The sequence below is a fragment of the Mesorhizobium sp. B4-1-3 genome, assembly GCF_006439355.1.
GTDB lineage: Bacteria > Pseudomonadota > Alphaproteobacteria > Rhizobiales > Rhizobiaceae > Mesorhizobium.
This window is the reverse complement of sequence record NZ_VFTG01000005.1, coordinates 207791-225645: the sequence shown is the minus strand read 5'-3', so window position 1 is coordinate 225645 and position 17855 is coordinate 207791. Positions and strand designations below refer to the sequence as shown.

Annotated in this window: 17 protein-coding genes and 1 pseudogene; all 18 read right to left on the bottom strand. The window is 64.6% G+C overall.

Going from position 1 to position 17855, the window contains the following annotated elements; all coding sequences use genetic code 11:
• Nucleotides 1–17: 17 nt before the first annotated feature.
• Nucleotides 18–1613, bottom strand: a complete 1596-nt coding sequence (gene nusA / locus FJW06_RS09900; protein WP_140751041.1) for a transcription termination factor NusA — start codon at nt 1611–1613, stop codon at nt 18–20.
• Between the two features lie 46 nt (nt 1614–1659).
• Complete coding sequence (gene rimP / locus FJW06_RS09895) at nt 1660–2292, bottom strand: ribosome maturation factor RimP (RefSeq protein ID WP_140751039.1); 633 nt, start codon at nt 2290–2292, stop codon at nt 1660–1662.
• A 268-nt stretch (nt 2293–2560) separates the two neighbouring features.
• A pseudogene (locus FJW06_RS09890) lies at nt 2561–2699 on the bottom strand (DUF1778 domain-containing protein); the annotation flags it as partial.
• Between the two features lie 64 nt (nt 2700–2763).
• A complete protein-coding gene (locus FJW06_RS09885) occupies nt 2764–3474 on the bottom strand; it encodes a tRNA (guanosine(46)-N(7))-methyltransferase TrmB (RefSeq protein ID WP_140751037.1) in 711 nt (236 codons plus the stop codon).
• Nucleotides 3471–4736: a methionine adenosyltransferase gene (metK, locus tag FJW06_RS09880; protein ID WP_140751035.1), complete on the bottom strand. Its 1266-nt coding sequence runs from the start codon at nt 4734–4736 to the stop codon at nt 3471–3473. The genes FJW06_RS09885 and metK overlap by 4 nt, the downstream gene beginning before the upstream one ends.
• 167 nt (nt 4737–4903) lie before the next feature.
• Nucleotides 4904–5323, bottom strand: a complete 420-nt coding sequence (locus FJW06_RS09875; RefSeq protein ID WP_181178207.1) for a helix-turn-helix transcriptional regulator — start codon at nt 5321–5323, stop codon at nt 4904–4906.
• A gap of 143 nt (nt 5324–5466) precedes the next feature.
• On the bottom strand, nt 5467–7053 hold the full coding sequence (gene lnt, locus FJW06_RS09870) for an apolipoprotein N-acyltransferase (RefSeq protein ID WP_140751031.1): 1587 nt from the start codon (nt 7051–7053) through the stop codon (nt 5467–5469).
• 96 nt (nt 7054–7149) lie between these two features.
• Nucleotides 7150–7620: a VOC family protein gene (locus tag FJW06_RS09865; protein WP_140751029.1), complete on the bottom strand. Its 471-nt coding sequence runs from the start codon at nt 7618–7620 to the stop codon at nt 7150–7152.
• Between the two features lie 72 nt (nt 7621–7692).
• Nucleotides 7693–8769, bottom strand: a complete 1077-nt coding sequence (locus tag FJW06_RS09860; RefSeq protein ID WP_140751027.1) for a hemolysin family protein — start codon at nt 8767–8769, stop codon at nt 7693–7695.
• A gap of 27 nt (nt 8770–8796) precedes the next feature.
• Nucleotides 8797–9294 (bottom strand): rRNA maturation RNase YbeY, encoded by a 498-nt coding sequence (gene ybeY, locus FJW06_RS09855; protein WP_140751025.1) that lies wholly within the window; start codon nt 9292–9294, stop codon nt 8797–8799.
• Between the two features lie 9 nt (nt 9295–9303).
• Nucleotides 9304–10296, bottom strand: a complete 993-nt coding sequence (locus FJW06_RS09850) for a PhoH family protein (protein ID WP_245467349.1) — start codon at nt 10294–10296, stop codon at nt 9304–9306.
• Between the two features lie 136 nt (nt 10297–10432).
• A complete protein-coding gene (gene miaB, locus FJW06_RS09845) occupies nt 10433–11842 on the bottom strand; it encodes a tRNA (N6-isopentenyl adenosine(37)-C2)-methylthiotransferase MiaB (RefSeq protein ID WP_140751021.1) in 1410 nt (469 codons plus the stop codon).
• A gap of 72 nt (nt 11843–11914) precedes the next feature.
• Complete coding sequence (locus FJW06_RS09840; RefSeq protein ID WP_140751019.1) at nt 11915–12715, bottom strand: lysophospholipid acyltransferase family protein; 801 nt, start codon at nt 12713–12715, stop codon at nt 11915–11917.
• 27 nt (nt 12716–12742) lie between these two features.
• Nucleotides 12743–13237: an N-acetyltransferase gene (locus FJW06_RS09835; protein WP_140751017.1), complete on the bottom strand. Its 495-nt coding sequence runs from the start codon at nt 13235–13237 to the stop codon at nt 12743–12745.
• The gene (tsaB, locus tag FJW06_RS09830; protein WP_140751015.1) at nt 13237–13926 is read right to left on the bottom strand and encodes a tRNA (adenosine(37)-N6)-threonylcarbamoyltransferase complex dimerization subunit type 1 TsaB; all 690 of its coding nucleotides are present in this window, start codon (nt 13924–13926) and stop codon (nt 13237–13239) included. The genes FJW06_RS09835 and tsaB overlap by 1 nt, the downstream gene beginning before the upstream one ends.
• Nucleotides 13927–14051: 125 nt before the next feature.
• Entirely contained in the window at nt 14052–15155 is a 1104-nt protein-coding gene (locus tag FJW06_RS09825) for a DUF1513 domain-containing protein (protein WP_140751013.1), read from the bottom strand.
• A gap of 4 nt (nt 15156–15159) precedes the next feature.
• Nucleotides 15160–16254: an imelysin family protein gene (locus FJW06_RS09820; protein WP_140751156.1), complete on the bottom strand. Its 1095-nt coding sequence runs from the start codon at nt 16252–16254 to the stop codon at nt 15160–15162.
• Nucleotides 16254–17855 (bottom strand): di-heme oxidoredictase family protein, encoded by a 1602-nt coding sequence (locus FJW06_RS09815; protein WP_140751011.1) that lies wholly within the window; start codon nt 17853–17855, stop codon nt 16254–16256. Before FJW06_RS09815 ends, FJW06_RS09820 begins: the two co-directional genes overlap by 1 nt.

Here is a 17855-nt window from a genome sequence, read left to right as displayed (position 1 = left end):
TGCGATTGGTGGTCACCTCACGCACCGACGGTTTCGTCGGCCGCTGTCTCTTCGGCGGCGAGCTCTTGCTCGGTGATCCAGCCGGCCTTCTTGCGGGCGGCAAGCACCATCTGCTCGGCCTCGGCGCGCGAGACGCCGTGGCTGGCGAGCACGCCCGGATAGACCTTGGTCTCGCCGTCCTTGCGCTCTTTCCAGCCGATCAGGTCGTCGGCGGCATAACCGGCGAAGTCCTCGATGGTTTTCACGCCGTCCTCGCCGAGCGTCACCATCATGGCGGTGGTGATGCCGGGGATCTCGCGCAGCTCGTCCTTGACGCCCAGCGCCTTGCGCTTTTCGTCGTGCTCGGCCTCGATCTTTTCCAGATATTCGCGGGCGCGGGTCTGGATTTCCGAAGCGGTGTCCTCATCGAAGCCGTCGATCGACGAGATTTCGCCGGAGTCGACATAGGCGACTTCCTCGACGCTGGTGAAGCCTTCGGAGGCGAGCACCTGGCCGACCATCTCGTCGACGTCGAGAGCTTCCATGAACAGCGCCGATCGCTCGACGAATTCCTTCTGGCGACGCTCGCTCTCTTCCTGCTCGGTCAGGATGTCGATATCCCAGCCGGTGAGCTGCGAGGCGAGCCGCACGTTCTGGCCGCGGCGACCGATGGCCAGCGACAGCTGGTCGTCCGGCACCACCACCTCGATGCGCTCGGCATCCTCGTCCAGCACCACCTTGGCGACCTCGGCCGGCTGCAACGCGTTGACGATGAAGGAAGCGGCCGACGGCGACCACGGAATGATGTCGATCTTTTCGCCCTGCAACTCGCCGACCACCGCCTGGACGCGGCTGCCGCGCATGCCGACGCAGGCGCCGACCGGATCGATCGAAGAATCGCGCGAGATGACGGCGATCTTGGCGCGCGAACCCGGATCGCGGGCAACCGACTTGATCTCGATGATGCCGTCGTAGATTTCCGGCACTTCCATGGTGAAGAGCTTGGCCATGAACTGCGGATGCGTGCGCGACAGGAAGATCTGCGGCCCGCGCTGCTCGCGGCGCACATCATAGACATAGGCCCGCACGCGGTCGCCATATTTGTAGTTCTCGCGCGGGATCAGCTCGTCGCGACGGATGATCGCCTCGCCACGGCCGAGATCGACGATGACATTGCCGTATTCGACGCGCTTGACGGTGCCGTTGACGATCTCGCCGATGCGGTCCTTGTATTCGTCATACTGACGGTCGCGCTCGGCCTCGCGCACCTTCTGCACGATGACCTGCTTGGCCGACTGGGCGGCGATGCGGCCGAAATCCATCGGCGGCAACTGCTCGGCGATGAAGTCGCCGATCTGGGCGTCGGGGTTGCGCTCGCGGGCCGTGGAAAGCGCGATCTGCGTCGCGTAGTCCTCGACCTTCTCGACCACTTCCATCAGCCGCTGCAGCTTCATCTCGCCGGTGTTCGGGTTGATGTCGGCGCGGATGTTGGTTTCCTGGCCATAGCGGGAGCGCGCCGCCTTCTGGATCGCGTCGGCCATGGCCGCGATGACGATCTGCTTGTCGATCGACTTTTCACGCGCGACCGCGTCGGCGATCTGCAGCAGTTCAAGCCTGTTGGCGCTTACAACCATTGTCTTTCTCCCGATTTCGCGCCGGGCAGATGGCCCGGCTACTCAATCAACTTTCCTGTTCGGTTTCGTTTTCTTCGTCCGCGCCGGCGTCTTGCGCCTCGCCGCGGCGTTTCCTGGCTTCCTTGCGCGCCCGGTTGTCCTTCGACAGGGCATCGCGGATGAGATCGTCGGTCAGCACCAGCCGGGCCTCGGCGATCGCGTCATAAGGCACGCGCACCGTCGGCTCCTCGCCATAGGCCGCCTTGTCGCGCTCGACCAGGATGCCGTCGGCATCGGCATCGGCGATCTTGCCCTTGAAGCGCTTGCGGTCGCCAATGAGGACCGACGTCTCCAGCTTGACCAGATGGCCGGTCCAGGCGGTGAAATCCGATTTGCGCACCAGCGGCCGGTCGATGCCGGGCGAGGACACTTCGAGATGATATGCCTTTTCGATCGGATCATCGACATCGAGCGCCGGCGACACCGCACGACTGACTTCTTCGCAGTCCTCGACGGTCATGGTGCCGTCTTCGCGCTCGGCCATGATCTGCAGCGTGAGCCCGTTCTGGCCGGTCAACTGCACCCGCACGAGACGGAAGCCGATCGCCTTGAGCACCGGCTGCACGATCAGCGCAATGCGCGCATCGATGCCGCTTTCGCGGATGATACGGTCGTCGGCCTCGCTTGCCGCTGCAGTCATCGGATCCCTGTCGCTTTTGGCTTCCGGCCGGCGGGTAATAAAAAAGAGCGGGACCGGGTGGACCCACTCTTCGTCATAACCGACCAAGAATTTGACGCTGATATAGACGATTGCCGCCGGTGTTTCAAGCCTGCCGGCACAGGCGGCGCCTCACCTTACCTTTGAGCCTCCACGAGCGAGCGGCGATTGCAGCGATCGAACGAAACAGGACAAGCGGATTGTCCTTCGTCGGGAGAAATCCCTGCCGTTGCCAGAATTGCGCCGCTTCATCCTCGGCCGCGCGCACGGCGGCATCGAGCACGAAATCCGTGCGGGACCAGGCTGGCGGCGCGATCGATGATCGCCACGTCCGCTTCCGGCAGGCGCATCGAGATCGGATATTCCTTGCGTCCGACCGTGGCGACCATGGCTGTCTTCTTGCCGGCAACGTAGCGATCTGTAGCGATAAATGCGATACAGAGACTCGGCTACCTATTGCCGAATGAAGGTCAGATAGGCAGGCCGGCGTCCCTCGCGTATCGCCTTGGCCTCGTAACGGGTGCCGGGCCAGCCCGCATAGGGCCGGTGCCAATCGGCAGCGTCTCGCGCTTGCCACTCAAAGTCGCCGCGATGCCGGCAGGCAAGCAGCGTCCAGTTCACGTAGCTGTCGATATCGGAGGCGAAGCGGAACCTGCCTCCGGCTTTCAGCACCCGGGCAAAGCGGGCGAGATTGGCCGGACCGACGAAGCGCCGTTTCCAGTGCTTCTTCTTCGGCCACGGATCGGGATAGAGCAGGTCGATGCCGTCGAGCGAGGCTGACGGCAGCCAGTCGAGCAGTCGCGTGGCGTCGTCGTCATAGACCTTGAGATTGGCAAGCGGCGTCTTGCCCAGCGCCGTCATCATCTTGGCCATGCCGTTGACGAAGGGCTCAACGCCGATGAAGCCGATCTGCGGGGCTACCGTGGCGCGATGCAGGAGATGTTCGCCGCCGCCGAAGCCGATTTCCAGCTGCAGCGCCGAAACCTGCGTCTTGAACAAGGTGCTGAGGTCAGCCGGCGCGTGCGCCGTCAGGTCGATCCGATACTCGCGCAGCCCGCTTTCGAGCGCGAGCGCCTGCTGCGGGCGTATGGTCTTGCCGTGCCGGCGGCCGAAGAATCCTTCGGTCGCCCGGCTCGGCCTGTCCTTTGCGTCCGCTGGCGTCAGGCGGCTACGGCGTCCTTGAGCGCCTTGGCGAGATCGGTCTTCTCCCAGGAGAAGGAGCCGTCGCGACCGGCCTTGCGGCCGAAATGGCCGTAGGACGAGGTTTTTGCATAGATCGGCTTGTTCAAATCGAGATGACGGCGGATGCCCGACGGCGACAGGTCCATCACCTTGCGCAGCGCCTCTTCGAGCTTCGCTTCCTCGACCTTGCCGGTGCCGTGCAGGTCGACATAGACCGACAACGGCTGGGCGACGCCAATGGCGTAGGAGAGCTGGATGGTGCAGCGGTCGGCAAGCTTGGCCGCCACCACGTTCTTGGCCAGGTAGCGGGCCGCATAGGCGGCCGAACGGTCGACCTTGGTCGTGTCCTTGCCCGAGAAGGCGCCGCCGCCATGCGGTGCCGCGCCGCCATAGGTGTCGACGATGATCTTGCGGCCAGTGAGGCCGGCATCGCCGTCAGGCCCGCCGATGACGAACTTGCCGGTCGGGTTGATGTACCAGTTGCAGTCCTCGGCGATCTTCAGGTCGCCGAGCGCCTCGCGGATATAGGGCTCGACCACCTTGCGGACCTTCTTGGAGTCCCAGCTCGCATCGAGATGCTGGGTGGAGAGCACGATCTGCGTGACCTCGGCGGCCTTGCCGTCGGCATAGCGCACGGTGACCTGGCTCTTGGCGTCCGGGCCGAGCTTACCGGCCTCGCCATTGCCTTCATGGCGCGCCGCGGCCAGCAATTCGAGAATCTTGTGGCTGTAGTAGATCGGCGCCGGCATCAGGTCGGGCGTCTCACGGCAGGCGTAGCCGAACATGATGCCCTGGTCGCCCGCGCCTTCCTCACCCTGGCGGTCGGCGGCGTTGTCGACGCCCTGGCCGATGTCGGGCGACTGGCCGTGCAGCAGCACGTCGATCTTGGCGGTCTTCCAGTGGAAGCCGGACTGCTCGTATCCGATCTCGCGGATCGCCTTGCGGGCAACGGACTTGAACTTGGCCGGGTTGACCACCGGATGGCCGGACGCATCCTTGAGGACGTTGCCCGTCTTGTCCTTCTTCAAAAGCGTGTCCGGAACGCGGACCTCGCCGGCAATGACGACACGGTTGGTGGTGGCCAGCGTCTCGCAGGCGACGCGCACCTTCCACGGATCCATGCCCGTCTTCTTGGCTTCGCGATAGACCAGATCGACGATCTCGTCGGAGATACGGTCACAGACTTTGTCGGGATGGCCCTCGGAGACGGATTCCGAGGTGAAGAGATAATTCTGCCGCGTCACGGGTGTCCCCTCTTGAAAAAAGATCGGCAGGCCTGCCGATTTTGGCGCGCCACGTGTTAGCGGTGCCGGGCGCCGCTCGTCAAGCGGCGCGACGGATCTGGCATGAATGGAAGGCAAAGTCGGCTATGCCACCGGCGGCAGGACCCCGCCGGCGGCATAGGTAAAAGTCAGTCGGCGTCGTCGGCGGAGAGCGCCTTGACCAGATCGATGATCCGGCGGCGCACCTTGACGTCGCCGATTTTGACAAAAGCCCGGTTGAGCTGAAGCCCCTCGGGACTGCCGCAGAATTCGATGGCGAAGGCCATCGAGGAGTCTTCGGCAAATCCCCGATTGCCGCCGCCGGTCTCCTCGCCCGGGGCATCCTCGAAGAAGAAGGCGACGGGAACGCTCAGGATGGAGGCGATTGCCTGCAGACGGCTGGCGCCCACCCTGTTCGTGCCCTTCTCGTACTTCTGTATCTGCTGAAAGGTGATGCCGAGATTTTCACCCAGCTTTTCCTGGCTCATTCCAAGCATATTGCGACGCAGCCGGATGCGGCTCCCGACATGGATGTCGATCGGATTCGGCTTCTTCTTGTTCTCTTCTATCATTTTTTCCTCGCCGAATTTTTCCGGCTTTTTCTATTTTGTTCCGCCCATATGAAGCCGGAGCCACCTGCCCCAACAGAACCCTCCAACCGACTTCGAGAAAATTTTAGGCATTACAGTATGAGTTTCTAATGTGCCGACTGTCAATTCACCCGTAGCCGCTGCCTTACATTCAATGTGAAGGCGGCGAGCGCAAACAGCAACATGATCAGCAATCCGTTAATGCGCCGCTGGTCGGGAGACAGGAGCGCGCGCCCAGAGACCGGCACATGCGCGTCGATGGCGCCGCGTGCGTCGACGGCAAGCGCATCGACAATGCGTCCGCGCGAATCGACAACGGCGGAGATGCCGTTGTTGGCCGCGCGCAACAGCGGCAATCCATTCTCCACGGCACGAATCTGGGCCTGCCTGAAGTGTTGATAGGGGCCTGGCGTATCGCCGAACCAGGCGTCATTGGTGACGTTCACAATTACGTCAGATGACGCAGCGTCGGCGGCGACGAGATCGGGAAAGATCACCTCGTAGCAGATGAACGGAGCAGCGCGCAGGCCGCCCGGCACGCCGATCGGATGCCGCTCGTTTCCGGCTGCAAAATTCATCGGTCCGGCAACGAGCTGGCCGATGCCGAAGCGTTCGAACAGGTCGGCGAAGGGCAGATACTCGCCGAAGGGCACCAGATGCACCTTGTCTACCGCATCGACGATCTCGCCCTTGTCGTTGATCGCCACGACGGAATTGTAATAGCGGCTGCCGGCGCTCGCCGATCCGCCCTCCTCGCGCACGACACCGGCAATCAGCATCTGGCCGTCGGCCAGCATATCGCCTAGCGCCGTCAGCGCGTCCGGACGCTCGGTGAACAGGAACGGCACCGACGTCTCCGGCCACAGGATGAGCTGCGGCTTGGCATGCCCCTCTTCCGGCGCTTTCCCCGATATCCCCAGCAAAGTTGCGAAGATGCGGTCGCGCACCGAGGCGTCCCATTTTTCACTGAGATCGACCGCGGGCTGGACGATGCGGACATCGATCGAGCGTGTCGGTTTCACCGGGGTGGCGAGCCTGAAATAGCCGAAGCCGACATGGGCGACGACGAGGATGATGAACAGGGCGATACCCAGCCTCAGATGCCGGCGCGCCGCGACGAGCGCGGGAAGGGAAAACAGGAAGACGGCGAGCGCGTTCATGCCGATCATGCCGGTCACCGACACGCTCTGCATCAGGAGCGGCACCGGCATGGCAGCATAGCCGACGGCGTTCCAGGGAAAGCCGGTGAAGAGGAAGTCGCGCAGCCATTCGGCAAGGCCGAAGCCGAAGGCGAGCGCGGCGATGCGGCCGATATCGCTGCTCCAGAACAGCCGTGCCACCACGGTGGCAAAGCCATAGAAGATGGCCAGCGCGAAAGGGATGCCAACAACGGCGAAGGGCAAGGCCCAGGCGAAGCTGTCGGCCTCGACCAGCAATGCCTGGCCGATCCACCAGAGACCGGCGAGGAAGTAGCCGAAGCCGAACCACCAGCCGGTGGCGAAAGCCGGCCTCAGACGCCGGAACCAGCCATCGGAAGCCTCGCCGGTGGCGCCGTCGAGCAGCCAGACGAGCACCGGAAACGAGACGAAGCAAACGGCGAAGAAATCGTAGGGCGCCTGGGCAAGCACCGCCAGCGCCCCTGCGGCAAAGGCCACCAGCGACCGCCGCCACCCCCACAGCAGAATTATCCGGCCGGCAAAGCGCTGCATCAAGCTTCCCAAGTCGCGCGAATCAGGAGCTAGAGATTTAACAGGCTGTGCCGCCCGATCCAAACCCGGATAAGCGCGGCCTGATACACGGTCTTTCTATTTATGCCAGCCCTCGATGCGCAGGCCGCTCAGCCGCTCAGCTTCGTCCTTGGGCACAACACGCACGGTGCGCGTGAATGTCCAGACATGGCCTTCGGGATCACGGGCACGATATTGGCGCTCGCCGTAGAAATGATCGGCGGGCTCCTCGACGATTTCCGCGCCCGCCGCGCGCGCTTGCTCGCAATGAGCATCAATATCTTGCTGCAAACGGACATAGACGGCTTGCGTGTTCCTGCCGCCGACGGAGGCGGGACTGGCGATACGCTCATCCCATTCGGAATCGACAATGATGTAGCCGTCGCCGAAACGCATTTCAGCATGCACGAGCCGGTCGTCGGCGTCGCTCACCAGCACGCTCGGCTCGAAGCCGAAGGCCGCCTGCAGAAAGGCCAATGCCGCGCGCGGATCGCGATAGAAGACGCCTGAGCCCAGGACCGCGTGCTTGAACGGATCGTCGATCGGCATGCCGCTCCAAGTCCTTCTACGCAATTCCGGACGAAAAAACGCTACGCACTCTTCCTGGAATTGCTCCGAATATCAGGCCTGTTCGGTGCGGGCCGCGCGGCGGCGCTGACGCTCGCCCTTTTGACTCTGCACGATGCGCACGCGCTTGACGCGGCGCGGGTCGGCGTCGAGCACATGGAACTCGAAGCCCGGGATGGCCTGCACGACTTCGCCGCGGGCCGGGACGCGGCCCAGTGTGTTGAAGATCATGCCGCCGATGGTGTCGACATATTCGCCATGTTCGCCGGCGGCGAAATCCCCGCCGATCATCTTGGCGACCTCGTCGATCTCGGCCTTGCCGTCGACGACGAAGACGCCGTCGCCGGTCTGCGTGATCATCGGCTCGTCGTCGTCATGCTCGTCCTCGATGTCGCCGACCACCATCTCGACGATGTCTTCCAGCGAGGCGAGGCCGTCGGTGCCGCCATATTCGTCGATGACCAGCGCCATCTGCGTGCGCGTCGTCTGCATGCGGCCCATCAGGTCGGAGGCGAGCATCGAGGGCGGCACGAACAGCACCTGGCGGATCAGATTGAGATCGCCGATGGTGCGCGAGAGATCGACCTGCGCGAGGTCGAGCGCCGTCATCGCCGGCGCCTTCGCCCTGGTGCGGCCCTTCTTGACGCGGGCGACCTTGGTGATGTGGGCGAGCACGTCGCGAATGTGGACCATGCCGCGCGGATCGTCGAGCGTCTCGGAATAGACCGGCATACGCGAATGGCCGGACTGCTCGAAAAGACCGAGCAGGTCGCCAAGGGTGGTGTTGATCTCGACCGCCTCGATATCGGCGCGCGGCACCATGACGTCCTCGACCCGCACCTCGCGCAGGCGCAGGATGTTGTTGAGCATGGCGCGTTCGCCCGGCGAGAAGGATTCGGCGTCGGTCGCCGTTTCGGCAAGCGCGCCGGCGATCTCCTCGCGCAGGCTGGTGCCGTTGCGGTGCCGGAACAGGCCAAGCACGCGGTCGAAGAGGGAAGGACCGGCATGCGTCGGCTCGGCGGCCGCGCTGCCGGTGGGAATACTCGGACTTGAGCCCTCTTCCGTCTTTTCGGAAGGCTTGGCAGCACTGCCGGCGTCCGGGCGGGCGGCAGTTTCTGGTGTGTCGTTCATCGCCATCAGGTCAATTGAGCTTTTTTGTTACGCGTAGGGATCGGGAATGGCAAGCCTCGCAAGCGCGGCGCGCTCTATCGCTTCCATCTCCTCCGCCTCGGCGTCGGTCTCGTGATCATGGCCCAGAAGATGCAACAGGCCATGGATGACGAGATGGGTGATATGGTTCTCAATCGGCTTGGCTTCCAGGGCGGCTTCGCGCGCCACCGTCTCGGAGGCGAGCACGATGTCGCCCAGCATCGGCGGCAGCCGGCCGCCTTTCGGGAAGGAAAAAGCCGGGAAGGACAACACGTTGGTGGGCTTGTCCTGGCCGCGCCATTCGGCATTGAGCGTCCGGATATGGCCGTCGTCGGAAAAAACGATGCTGAGCTCGGAAGCTCCGCCGGCGCCGGTCTCGGCAAAGGCGGCTGCAACGGCGCGATCGACGAGCCGCGTCAACTCGGCTTCCGCCGGCCAATCGCCCGCCTCGACGAAAATATCAATACCGACCGGCGTCTCGCCGCCAAGTTCCGGGTTTGGAGCCATTGCTTTTAATCAGCTTTCGGCGCCCAAGCCTCGCGCCAGCTTGCCGTCGCGGTCATAGGCCTTGACGATCTCGGCGACCAGCGGATGGCGCACCACGTCGCCCTCGTTGAAGCGGACGGTGACGATGCCGGGCACGCCGTCGAGGATGCGCAGCGCCTCGACCAGTCCCGACTTGGTGTTGGGCGGCAGGTCGATCTGGGTCGGATCGCCTGTGACGATCATGCGCGAATTCTCGCCGAGGCGGGTCAGGAACATCTTCATCTGCATCGGCGTGGTGTTCTGCGCCTCGTCGAGGATCACCGCCGCATGCGCCAACGTGCGGCCACGCATGAAGGCGAGCGGCGCGATCTCGATGACCTCGGCCGCGATCGCCCGCTCGACCTTGTCGGCCGGCATCATGTCGTAGAGCGCGTCGTAGAGGGGCCTGAGATAGGGGTCGACCTTCTCCTTCATGTCGCCGGGCAGGAAGCCAAGCCGCTCGCCAGCCTCGACGGCGGGGCGCGACAGCACGATGCGCTCGACCATGCCGCGTTCGAGCAGCATGGCGGCATGCGCCACCGCCAGATAGGTCTTGCCGGTGCCGGCGGGGCCGATGCCGAAGACCATTTCGGAACGCTCCAGCGCTCGCATATAGGCGTCCTGCGTCAGCGAGCGGGCATAGATCGTCTTCTTGCGCGTCGATATCTGAGCGGCGGAAACCTTGCCCTTGCGCTCCATGGTGGGCAGCGTCAGCTGGTCGTCGGCGGCAATCGCCATGCGCACGGCGCCGTCGACGTCCGACTGGCCGATGTCGACGCCTTTCTGGAGAATGCCGTAGAGCGTGTCCAGCGCGCGGCGCGCCTGTTCGGCGGCCGAAGCCGAGCCCTTGATCGCAAGCTGGTTGCCGCGCGAGCGGATATCGACGCCGAGCTTCTGCTCGAGCCGGGCCAGATTCTCGTCGAACTGACCATAAAGGGCGCTGGCAAGCTTGTTGTTGTCGAAGGTCAGTACGATGTGCGCCATGTCGGAAGCCCCGGACGCCTGGTTCTGGGGCGAATTCTTCAGTTCGGCAGCGCTCAACCGTCTCTCCTCATCTGCCGAGGCTTTTGGCTATGCATGTCGTTGTCCCTAAACCGCGGGCACTTTTGGGCGACATGCATCAGACCAACTCGGCGAACAGGCTGTTGGAGCCTGTCTTCGTGATTCGTACGTCAATAATGTCACCGATTCCACCGGCCTTGTCGTCAACAATAACCGGATTCAGCCATGGCGAGCGGCCGACGATCTGGCCGGCATGGCGGCCGGGCTTCTCGATCAGCGTGCTGACGGTGCGGCCGACCAGGCCGGCGATGAAATTCCGCTGCTGCTCGTTGATCAGCGCCTGCAGGCGCTGCAGCCGCTCGTCCTTCACCGCTTCGGCGAGGTGCCCGTCCATCTCGGCGCCCGGCGTGCCGGGCCGCGGCGAATATTTGAACGAGAAACAGGCGGCGTAGTTCACCTCGCGCACAAGCTTCAGCGTCGCCTCGAAATCCTCCTCCGTCTCGCCGGGGAAGCCGACGATGAAGTCGCCGGACATGGCGATGTCGGGGCGGGCGGCACGGATGCGCTCGATCAGCGCCAGGTAGTCACGTGCCGTGTGCCTGCGGTTCATTGCCTTCAAAATCCGATCGGATCCCGACTGCACCGGCAAATGCAGATAGGGCATGAGGGCGGACAGGTCACGATGCGCGGCGATCAATTCGTCGTCCATGTCGCGCGGATGGCTGGTGGTGTAGCGCAGCCGCGCAAGGCCGGGGATTTCCGCAAGCCGGAACAGGAGACGGCCGAGGCCCCATTCCTCGCCGTTTTCGCCGACGCCGTGCCAGGCGTTGACGTTCTGGCCGAGCAAGGTCACCTCGCGCACGCCGGCCTCGGCCAGGCGCTCGGCCTCGGCGACGATCTGCGCCACCGGGCGCGAGACCTCAGAGCCGCGCGTGTAGGGCACCACGCAGAAGGTGCAGAACTTGTCGCAGCCTTCCTGCACCGTGAGGAAAGCGGTGACGCCGCGCCTGGCGAGCTCGGCGCGCTTCGGCTGCGGCAGATGCTCGAACTTGTCCTCGATGGCGTATTCGGTCTCGACGATCTTCTCGCCGCCACGGACCCTTGCCAGCACGTCGGGCAGCCGGTGATAGGTCTGCGGGCCGATGACCAGATCGACCGCGGGGGCGCGGCGGATGATCTCGGCGCCTTCGGCCTGCGCCACGCAGCCGGCGACGCCGATCAGGAGTTCGCGGCCGGCCTCGGCGCGCTCGGCCTTCATGTCGCGGATGCGGCCAAGCTCGGAATAGACCTTTTCCGCCGCCTTTTCGCGGATATGGCAGGTGTTGAGCAGCACCAGGTCGGCGTCTTCGACGGCGTCGGCGGCGACATAGCCGTCGGCCGCCAGCGCATCGGTCATGCGCTGGGAATCGTAGACGTTCATCTGGCAGCCATAGGTCTTGACGAAGACCTTTTTCGCCGTCCGGCCCGTGCCGGCCGAGTGCTCGGACCCAGCGCCGATGTCGTGGCTTTCAATAGTGTTCAATTCCATCGGGCGGCTTCTACCGCCTTTCCGTGACAAAAAACAGACGATTCTGCCTGAAGCGCGCCGCGCACCCTGGACTCACCGACTCTTAGCCGGGTCCGCGAGGACGGCCTGCATCATCTCGCGCACCTTGGCCTCCATCAGCCTTGCCGTTTCCTTGCGGTTCGAGCCCTTCGAGAACGGCACCGGCGCGCCGAAATGTACCTCGGCGTCGATCGCGCCTTCAGCAAGCAGGGTTTTGAGATGCGGCATCAGATCCTGGTCGCCGATCCAGGCAGTCATCGGCCGATGGCGGCGCCCCATCGGCATGCCGTGCAGGCGCGTATAGGCGATTGCCACCGGCTGGATGAAGACCTGCTCCGCCGCGCCTTCCGAGATCGCCATCGTGGCCGCGCCGAAGAGCGTGCTCTTGAACGGCAGAACGAGATTGCCGTCGCCCGTCGAGCCTTCGGCGAACAGCACCATGGCGTCGCCTTTTGCCATCCTTTTGGCGATCTCGCTTGCCTGGTCGCTCGAGGTGCGCTTGCGCTCGCGTTCGATGAAGACAGTGCGCTGCAGCTTGGACAGCATGCCGATCAGCGGCCAGCCCTCCATGTCGGCCCTGGCGATGAACTTCACGTCGACGAAGGAGCCGAGCACCATGATGTCGGTCCAGGAGATGTGGTTGGCCGCCACCAGCAGAGGGCGGTCCTTGGCCAAGGCGCCTTTCACATGCACCCGCATGCCAAGCGCCCTCAGAATCATGCTGTGCCAGATCTTCAGGATGACCGTTTCGGGCCAGAGCCCGGTCTTCATCGACAGGATCTGCAGCGGCACCAGCACCAGTGAACAGATGACGACATAGAAGAGCGCCAGGAAAATCCGTGATTTCTTGATCATTCGCTCCGGCCCCATGCGCGGCTGTGGCTAGCGAAGATCGCGGCGCATGACAAGCGCGCCGGTCGGGCCGTGCTCGGTCGAACGGTAATAGTTCGGGCGATGGCCGACTTGGATGAAGCCGAGCCTGCGGTAAAGCCCGATCGCCGGCGCGTTGGTCTCGTCGACCTCGAGGAAGAGCGCTTCGGCGCGCTGTGTATGAAGCTCGCGCAGCACGGCGTCCATCAATTGCCAGCCAAGGCCCTGGCGGCGATGGCTACGGGCGACGGCGAACGTCAGGATTTCGCCCTCGCCGGCCGCGAGCCGCGCCAGCACGAAGCCGACCGGTGGCTTGGCGCCCTGCCCGGTTTCGCGCGCCGCATAGCCGAACACGGTGTCCTGCTCGAGCAGTGCAGCGAATTCGCCATCGGTCCAGGGCCGCACGAAATCCTCGCGATGCAGCACCGAGACGGCGGCGCTGTCGGCAACGGTCAGCGGTTCCAAGGCATAGTCCCTGCGGCGCGGCTGAAAGAACGGTATGCGCATCAGCGGCCTTTTCCCTTGTCCTGCCTTGGCAGAATGAAACCCGCCTGCGGCTTGGCGTCAGCGCCACGGAGATAGAGCGGCTTCGGCTTCTCGCCGGGTCCCTTGGCGGCGGCCAGCTTGGCATAGGTCGCAATGTCGGCGGTGGCGGCGACCGGACCGGTATCGGAGACACGACCCGCCGCCTGGGCGATCCGCGGGGCGGCGGTGCCGACCAGGACCGCCTCGGCGTCCATGGCCATGCTCGTCGCCTCGGAAAGCGTGACCGCAGAGGGTCCGTAAGTTTCAGCTAACGCTTCATCATAGAGCGCGGCATGGATTTCCTCGCGGCCGGCGTCGAGCGCGGCCAGCACCTTGCGCCCGGGAAAGGCGCTCGCCCCCTCCGCCGCCAGAGCTTCCAGCGTCGTCACGCCGATTGCCGGGATTCTCAGCGCGAGCGCCAGGCCGCGTGCGGTCGAGACGCCGACGCGCAAGCCGGTAAAGGAGCCCGGCCCGATCGAGACAGCAACGGCGCCGAGGTCGAGATAGCCGATGCCGCCGATCTGCATGGCCGTCTCGATGACGGCCATCAGATGCTCGGCATGGCCCTTGCCGAGATCGCGCACCTCGCGGCCGAGCTCCTTCGCCGCGCCCGCGTCATAGACGCAGGCGGCGCAGAGATTGGCAGCGCAATCGATGGCGAGCAATTTCATTCAAGCAGCTTCATAGGCCGGTTAAAGAACTGGATCGAAACACAATTCCCTGTGCCCGGCATAGACCGCCGCCGCAAGGGCCAGGGTGGAGAAATGTTAAGCGGCTTTGCTTCCAGGCGCGGCGATCACGCCGCCGCGATGCGCAGCATATGGTTGTCCCAGACATAATCCGGCTCGGAACGGGTAGCGCCGGCGCCGCCGACGATCTCGCCGGCACCGGTGGTCGCCATGAAGCCGGCGCCGTCGGGCGCGAGGCCGCAGACCTCGACCAGCGACCGGGTCGCGACCACGCGACCGCTGGCGGCATTGAGGACGGCCAGCGAATTGCCCTCCGGCGAGGTCACGGCGACAGTCCCTGTCGCGGCATTGGCGGCGACCGAGCCGATATAGTTGCGGAAGCCGGAGAGCACATCCCGCGGCATCTCCAGCAGGTCGAGCTCCTTGCCGCGCACGGCGCGGCCGACCAGCGCCGGGCGGTCGGTCGCCGGCCCGCGATATTGGCAGCCGAACCAGACCGTGCCCGCCTGGTCGCGATCCATGTGACGGATCGAAAGCTGATGCAGCGCCGGCGGCAATTCGTGCTTTTCGATCAGGTCGCCGGTGACGCGGTCTACGAGCGTATAGGACGGCTTCATCGTAGCGATGTTGAGCTCGGCGCGGCCATAGTCGGGATGGGTCTCGATGCCGCCATTGGCGATAGCCAGCGTCCGGCCATCGCCGAGCAGGAGCAGCTCGTGGGGGCCCATGCCATAGGTCGGGAACTCGCCGATGCGGTTGAACTTTGCCTTCGCGTCATAGACGCCGACGACACCGGCCGCGTTGTCAAAATCGTTCTCGGTCGCATAGAGCAAGGCGCCGTCGGGCGAGAACACGCCATGACCGAAGAAATGCCGGCCGGTGATGCTGGCAATGGTCAATGGCTTGTCGCGGCCTGCATGGTCGAAGACGACGGCGAACGTGCCAGGCTGGCGGGCAAACACCGCCGAGCGCTTCGACACCGGATCGAAAGTGACGTCATGGCCGCGATCCGGCAGATCGACCTTGTGCAGGATTTTGCCTGCCTCGGAGAGCACGGCGGCGCCGAAGCTGCCGTCGCGCTTGACGAAAGCCGTGGCAAACACCGCATCCGCGGCAAGCGTTTCGGCCCAGGCGCGCGGCGCCATCGCGGCGGCGAAGCCCGCGCCTGCGGCGCGCAAGAAATCGCGGCGGTCGATGAGGGCGGTTCTCACGGCATCAATCCCCATCCAGCGACGAAAAGCCCGCGGTCAGGCCGAACTCGGCGGTCATCCTGGTGCCGATCAAGGTCGACAGGCTGGAGGTGATCAGCGCGAAATGCTCGAGCTTGTCACGCAGCGTGGGATCGGCGAGGGCCTTGTCGACAGGTCCGGCGATCGATTTCGCTGTTGTCACGCCGTTGGTGAGCTGGATGTGGATGGATTCGGCCATCCATCGCGCATCGGCAGGCAGCGCGTCGCCGAGCTTCGAGGCCTGGAACAGCTGGTCGATGCCGGAGAGATTTCCGGCCAGCGACGTCGCTGTGTTCTGCGAGCGCCAGTAGATCGCCTGCTTCGGCTTGTCGGCATCCGGCTCGGCGCCAAGAAAGCCCTTGAGCCGCACGTCGCGGATCATGTCCAGCTCGTTGATGAAGACGCCGACCAGTTCCGTCACCGCTTCGTTGCCGTCGCGGTAGAGCGGGTTTTTCGGCCCCGGATTGGCCCAGAGCGACGCGAAGCCGTCGGGCTTTTGCCAGGCGTCGCGCACCTCGCCGGCCATGGTTTCGACGTTGCCGGCGACAGCAGCACCATAAGCGCAGCGATAGGGCTCGTCCTTCCCTGCAAGCGTTTCGGCGCCGTCGCCATAGAGCACATATTCGAGCGCGCCGAGGCCCTGCATGGCGACACTCTTTTGCGCCAGTTGCGCCGGATCGGTGGCCGACGGGTCTTTCGATGCGATCGTGGCCTGCACTTGCCGCAGGCCGATGCTCTTGCGGTCCGGCCAATAGAGCATGCGTTCCAGCCGGTTGTTTTGCTTGATCGGCCCGAAGGCGATGATCTCGGCCACCGACCAGGCCTCCACCGTTGCGGAAAACGCCGCGCGCGCCGCTTCGAGATTTTGGCGGGTCGGCGCTTCGCAAAGCTGGTGCATCGCCTTGGTCAAGCCCTCTGCATGCTCGTCGAGGCCGGCATAGGCGGGGCGGACGAAACCGTCGATCGCGCGGCCGATGACATCGGAAGCCTTGACCGCGGCCGATGCCGGCAGCGCGGCGGCCAAAAGGAAAGGAAGAGCAAGGACCAGACGTTTCGACGTCAGAGCGACGCGTTTCGACATCATAAGGACTCCAGGAATTTGATCAGCGCTTCGCGATCGGCAGCGTCGGCGCTGGCAAAGCGGTCGCGGGCTTTCTGGCCCTCGCCGCCATGCCACAGGATCGCCTCGGCAAGCGTGCGGGCGCGCCCGTCATGCAGATAGAAAGTGTTGCCGTTGACCGTCGCGGTCAGCCCGATACCCCAGAGCGGCGGAGTGCGCCATTCGGCCCCCGTCGCCTCGCCGACCCGCTGCCCATCGGCGAGGCCCTCGCCCATGTCGTGCAGGAGGAAGTCCGAATAAGGCCAGATCAACTGGAAGGCCTGCGCCTTGTTGGGCGTGCCGCGCATGGTGACGAATTTAGGCGTGTGGCAGGAAATGCAGCCCATCTCGTAAAATTGTCTCTTGCCGGCAAGCACGTCCGGCTTGTCGAGATCGCGGCGTGCCGGCACAGCCAGGTTCTGCGAATAGAAGGTGACGAGATCCATCACCGGCGGCGGGGCTTCGGCCGTGCCCAGCCGCTGCTGCACGCCGTTCGGCGTGGCGCGGCATTCCTTCTCGGCGTCCGTGCAGTCGCCCCAAGGCCTCGGCATTTCCGGCGTCGAGATGCCGATATCGCCGGCAAAGGCGTCAGCCGCCTGCTGGCGGATCGAGGCGGTCTGCGCCTTCCAGCCGAAGCGGCCCAAGGTCACCTGACCGCTCAGTTCGTCGCGCACGATGTTCGGCCGGCCCGAAATGCCGTCACTGTTACGGTCGTCCGGATCGGCATGGGCAAGGATATCGGCAGGCGCAATCTGCTCGATTAGGCCGAGCCCGATCATCGGCGGCGTCAAGCGCGGCGACAGCGTGGTGCACGGATCGAGCGGACCGTAGCCGAGATTTTCGATCGTATAGCTCGGCTTGCGCAGCGAAACGACGGCGCCGTCGCCGAGCGTCACCTTTTGCTCCTGGTAATCGACGCGCATCCGGCCTTCGCCCTTGAGCCCGGGAACCGCCAGGCCCTGCAATTGCGCGCCATAGACCGGGTCCGGAAAATTCAGCAGCTTATGGTCGGCAAGCGCGGCCTTCTCCTCGGCATTGCTCGCGTCGCGCGCAAGCCGCAGGAACATCGATGTCGATCCGGCATCGCCTTCCGGAGGATGCCCGCGGCCATCGTTCAGATGGCAGTTCTGGCAGGCTCGTTCATTGAACAGCGGACCGAGCCCATCCGAAGCCTGGGTCGAAGACGGCGACGACACCCAGTTCTTGCGGAACAGCGCGTTGCCGAGCTTAAATATCCCTTCTTCCTCGAAGGTTATGTTGGCGGAGGATTGCGAGAAGGCGTCGCGGTTGACGTCCTTGCGCGAGGTGCCGGCGCCGCCCTGCATCAGCTCGAACCGCTCGGGTTTGGTAAAGTCGGTCGTCGGGCTGGTGACCGCCAGGACGCGCGCCTGATCCTTCGGCGTCAGGTCGGTGCGGCTTGTCGGCAGGGCCGCCGGCTCACCGGCCAAGGCGGTTGCGGAAAGCACGATCACCAGCAAAAGCAAAGCCCCGCGACCAATCCGGTGTTGCGGGGTATTCTGGGGCGGCAAACCGTGTGTCCCGGCCGGCCGCGCGCGGCGCGAAAAATCTACGGGGCGCCGCAT

Excerpts from the sequence above, each read along its gene's own strand:
- nusA (WP_140751041.1), bottom strand. The coding sequence starts at position 1,613 with ATGGTTGTAAGCGCCAACAGGCTTGAACTGCTGCAGATCGCCGACGCG.
- rimP (WP_140751039.1), bottom strand. The coding sequence starts at position 2,292 with ATGACTGCAGCGGCAAGCGAGGCCGACGACCGTATCATCCGCGAAAGC.
- lnt (WP_140751031.1), bottom strand. The coding sequence starts at position 7,053 with ATGCAGCGCTTTGCCGGCCGGATAATTCTGCTGTGGGGGTGGCGGCGG.
- FJW06_RS09865 (WP_140751029.1), bottom strand. The coding sequence starts at position 7,620 with ATGCCGATCGACGATCCGTTCAAGCACGCGGTCCTGGGCTCAGGCGTC.
- FJW06_RS09860 (WP_140751027.1), bottom strand. The coding sequence starts at position 8,769 with ATGAACGACACACCAGAAACTGCCGCCCGCCCGGACGCCGGCAGTGCT.
- ybeY (WP_140751025.1), bottom strand. The coding sequence starts at position 9,294 with ATGGCTCCAAACCCGGAACTTGGCGGCGAGACGCCGGTCGGTATTGAT.
- FJW06_RS09850 (WP_245467349.1), bottom strand. The coding sequence starts at position 10,296 with ATGGCGCACATCGTACTGACCTTCGACAACAACAAGCTTGCCAGCGCC.
- miaB (WP_140751021.1), bottom strand. The coding sequence starts at position 11,842 with ATGGAATTGAACACTATTGAAAGCCACGACATCGGCGCTGGGTCCGAG.
- FJW06_RS09840 (WP_140751019.1), bottom strand. The coding sequence starts at position 12,715 with ATGATCAAGAAATCACGGATTTTCCTGGCGCTCTTCTATGTCGTCATC.
- FJW06_RS09835 (WP_140751017.1), bottom strand. The coding sequence starts at position 13,237 with ATGCGCATACCGTTCTTTCAGCCGCGCCGCAGGGACTATGCCTTGGAA.
- tsaB (WP_140751015.1), bottom strand. The coding sequence starts at position 13,926 with ATGAAATTGCTCGCCATCGATTGCGCTGCCAATCTCTGCGCCGCCTGC.
- FJW06_RS09820 (WP_140751156.1), bottom strand. The coding sequence starts at position 16,254 with ATGTCGAAACGCGTCGCTCTGACGTCGAAACGTCTGGTCCTTGCTCTT.
- FJW06_RS09815 (WP_140751011.1), bottom strand. The coding sequence starts at position 17,855 with ATGCGGCGCCCCGTAGATTTTTCGCGCCGCGCGCGGCCGGCCGGGACA.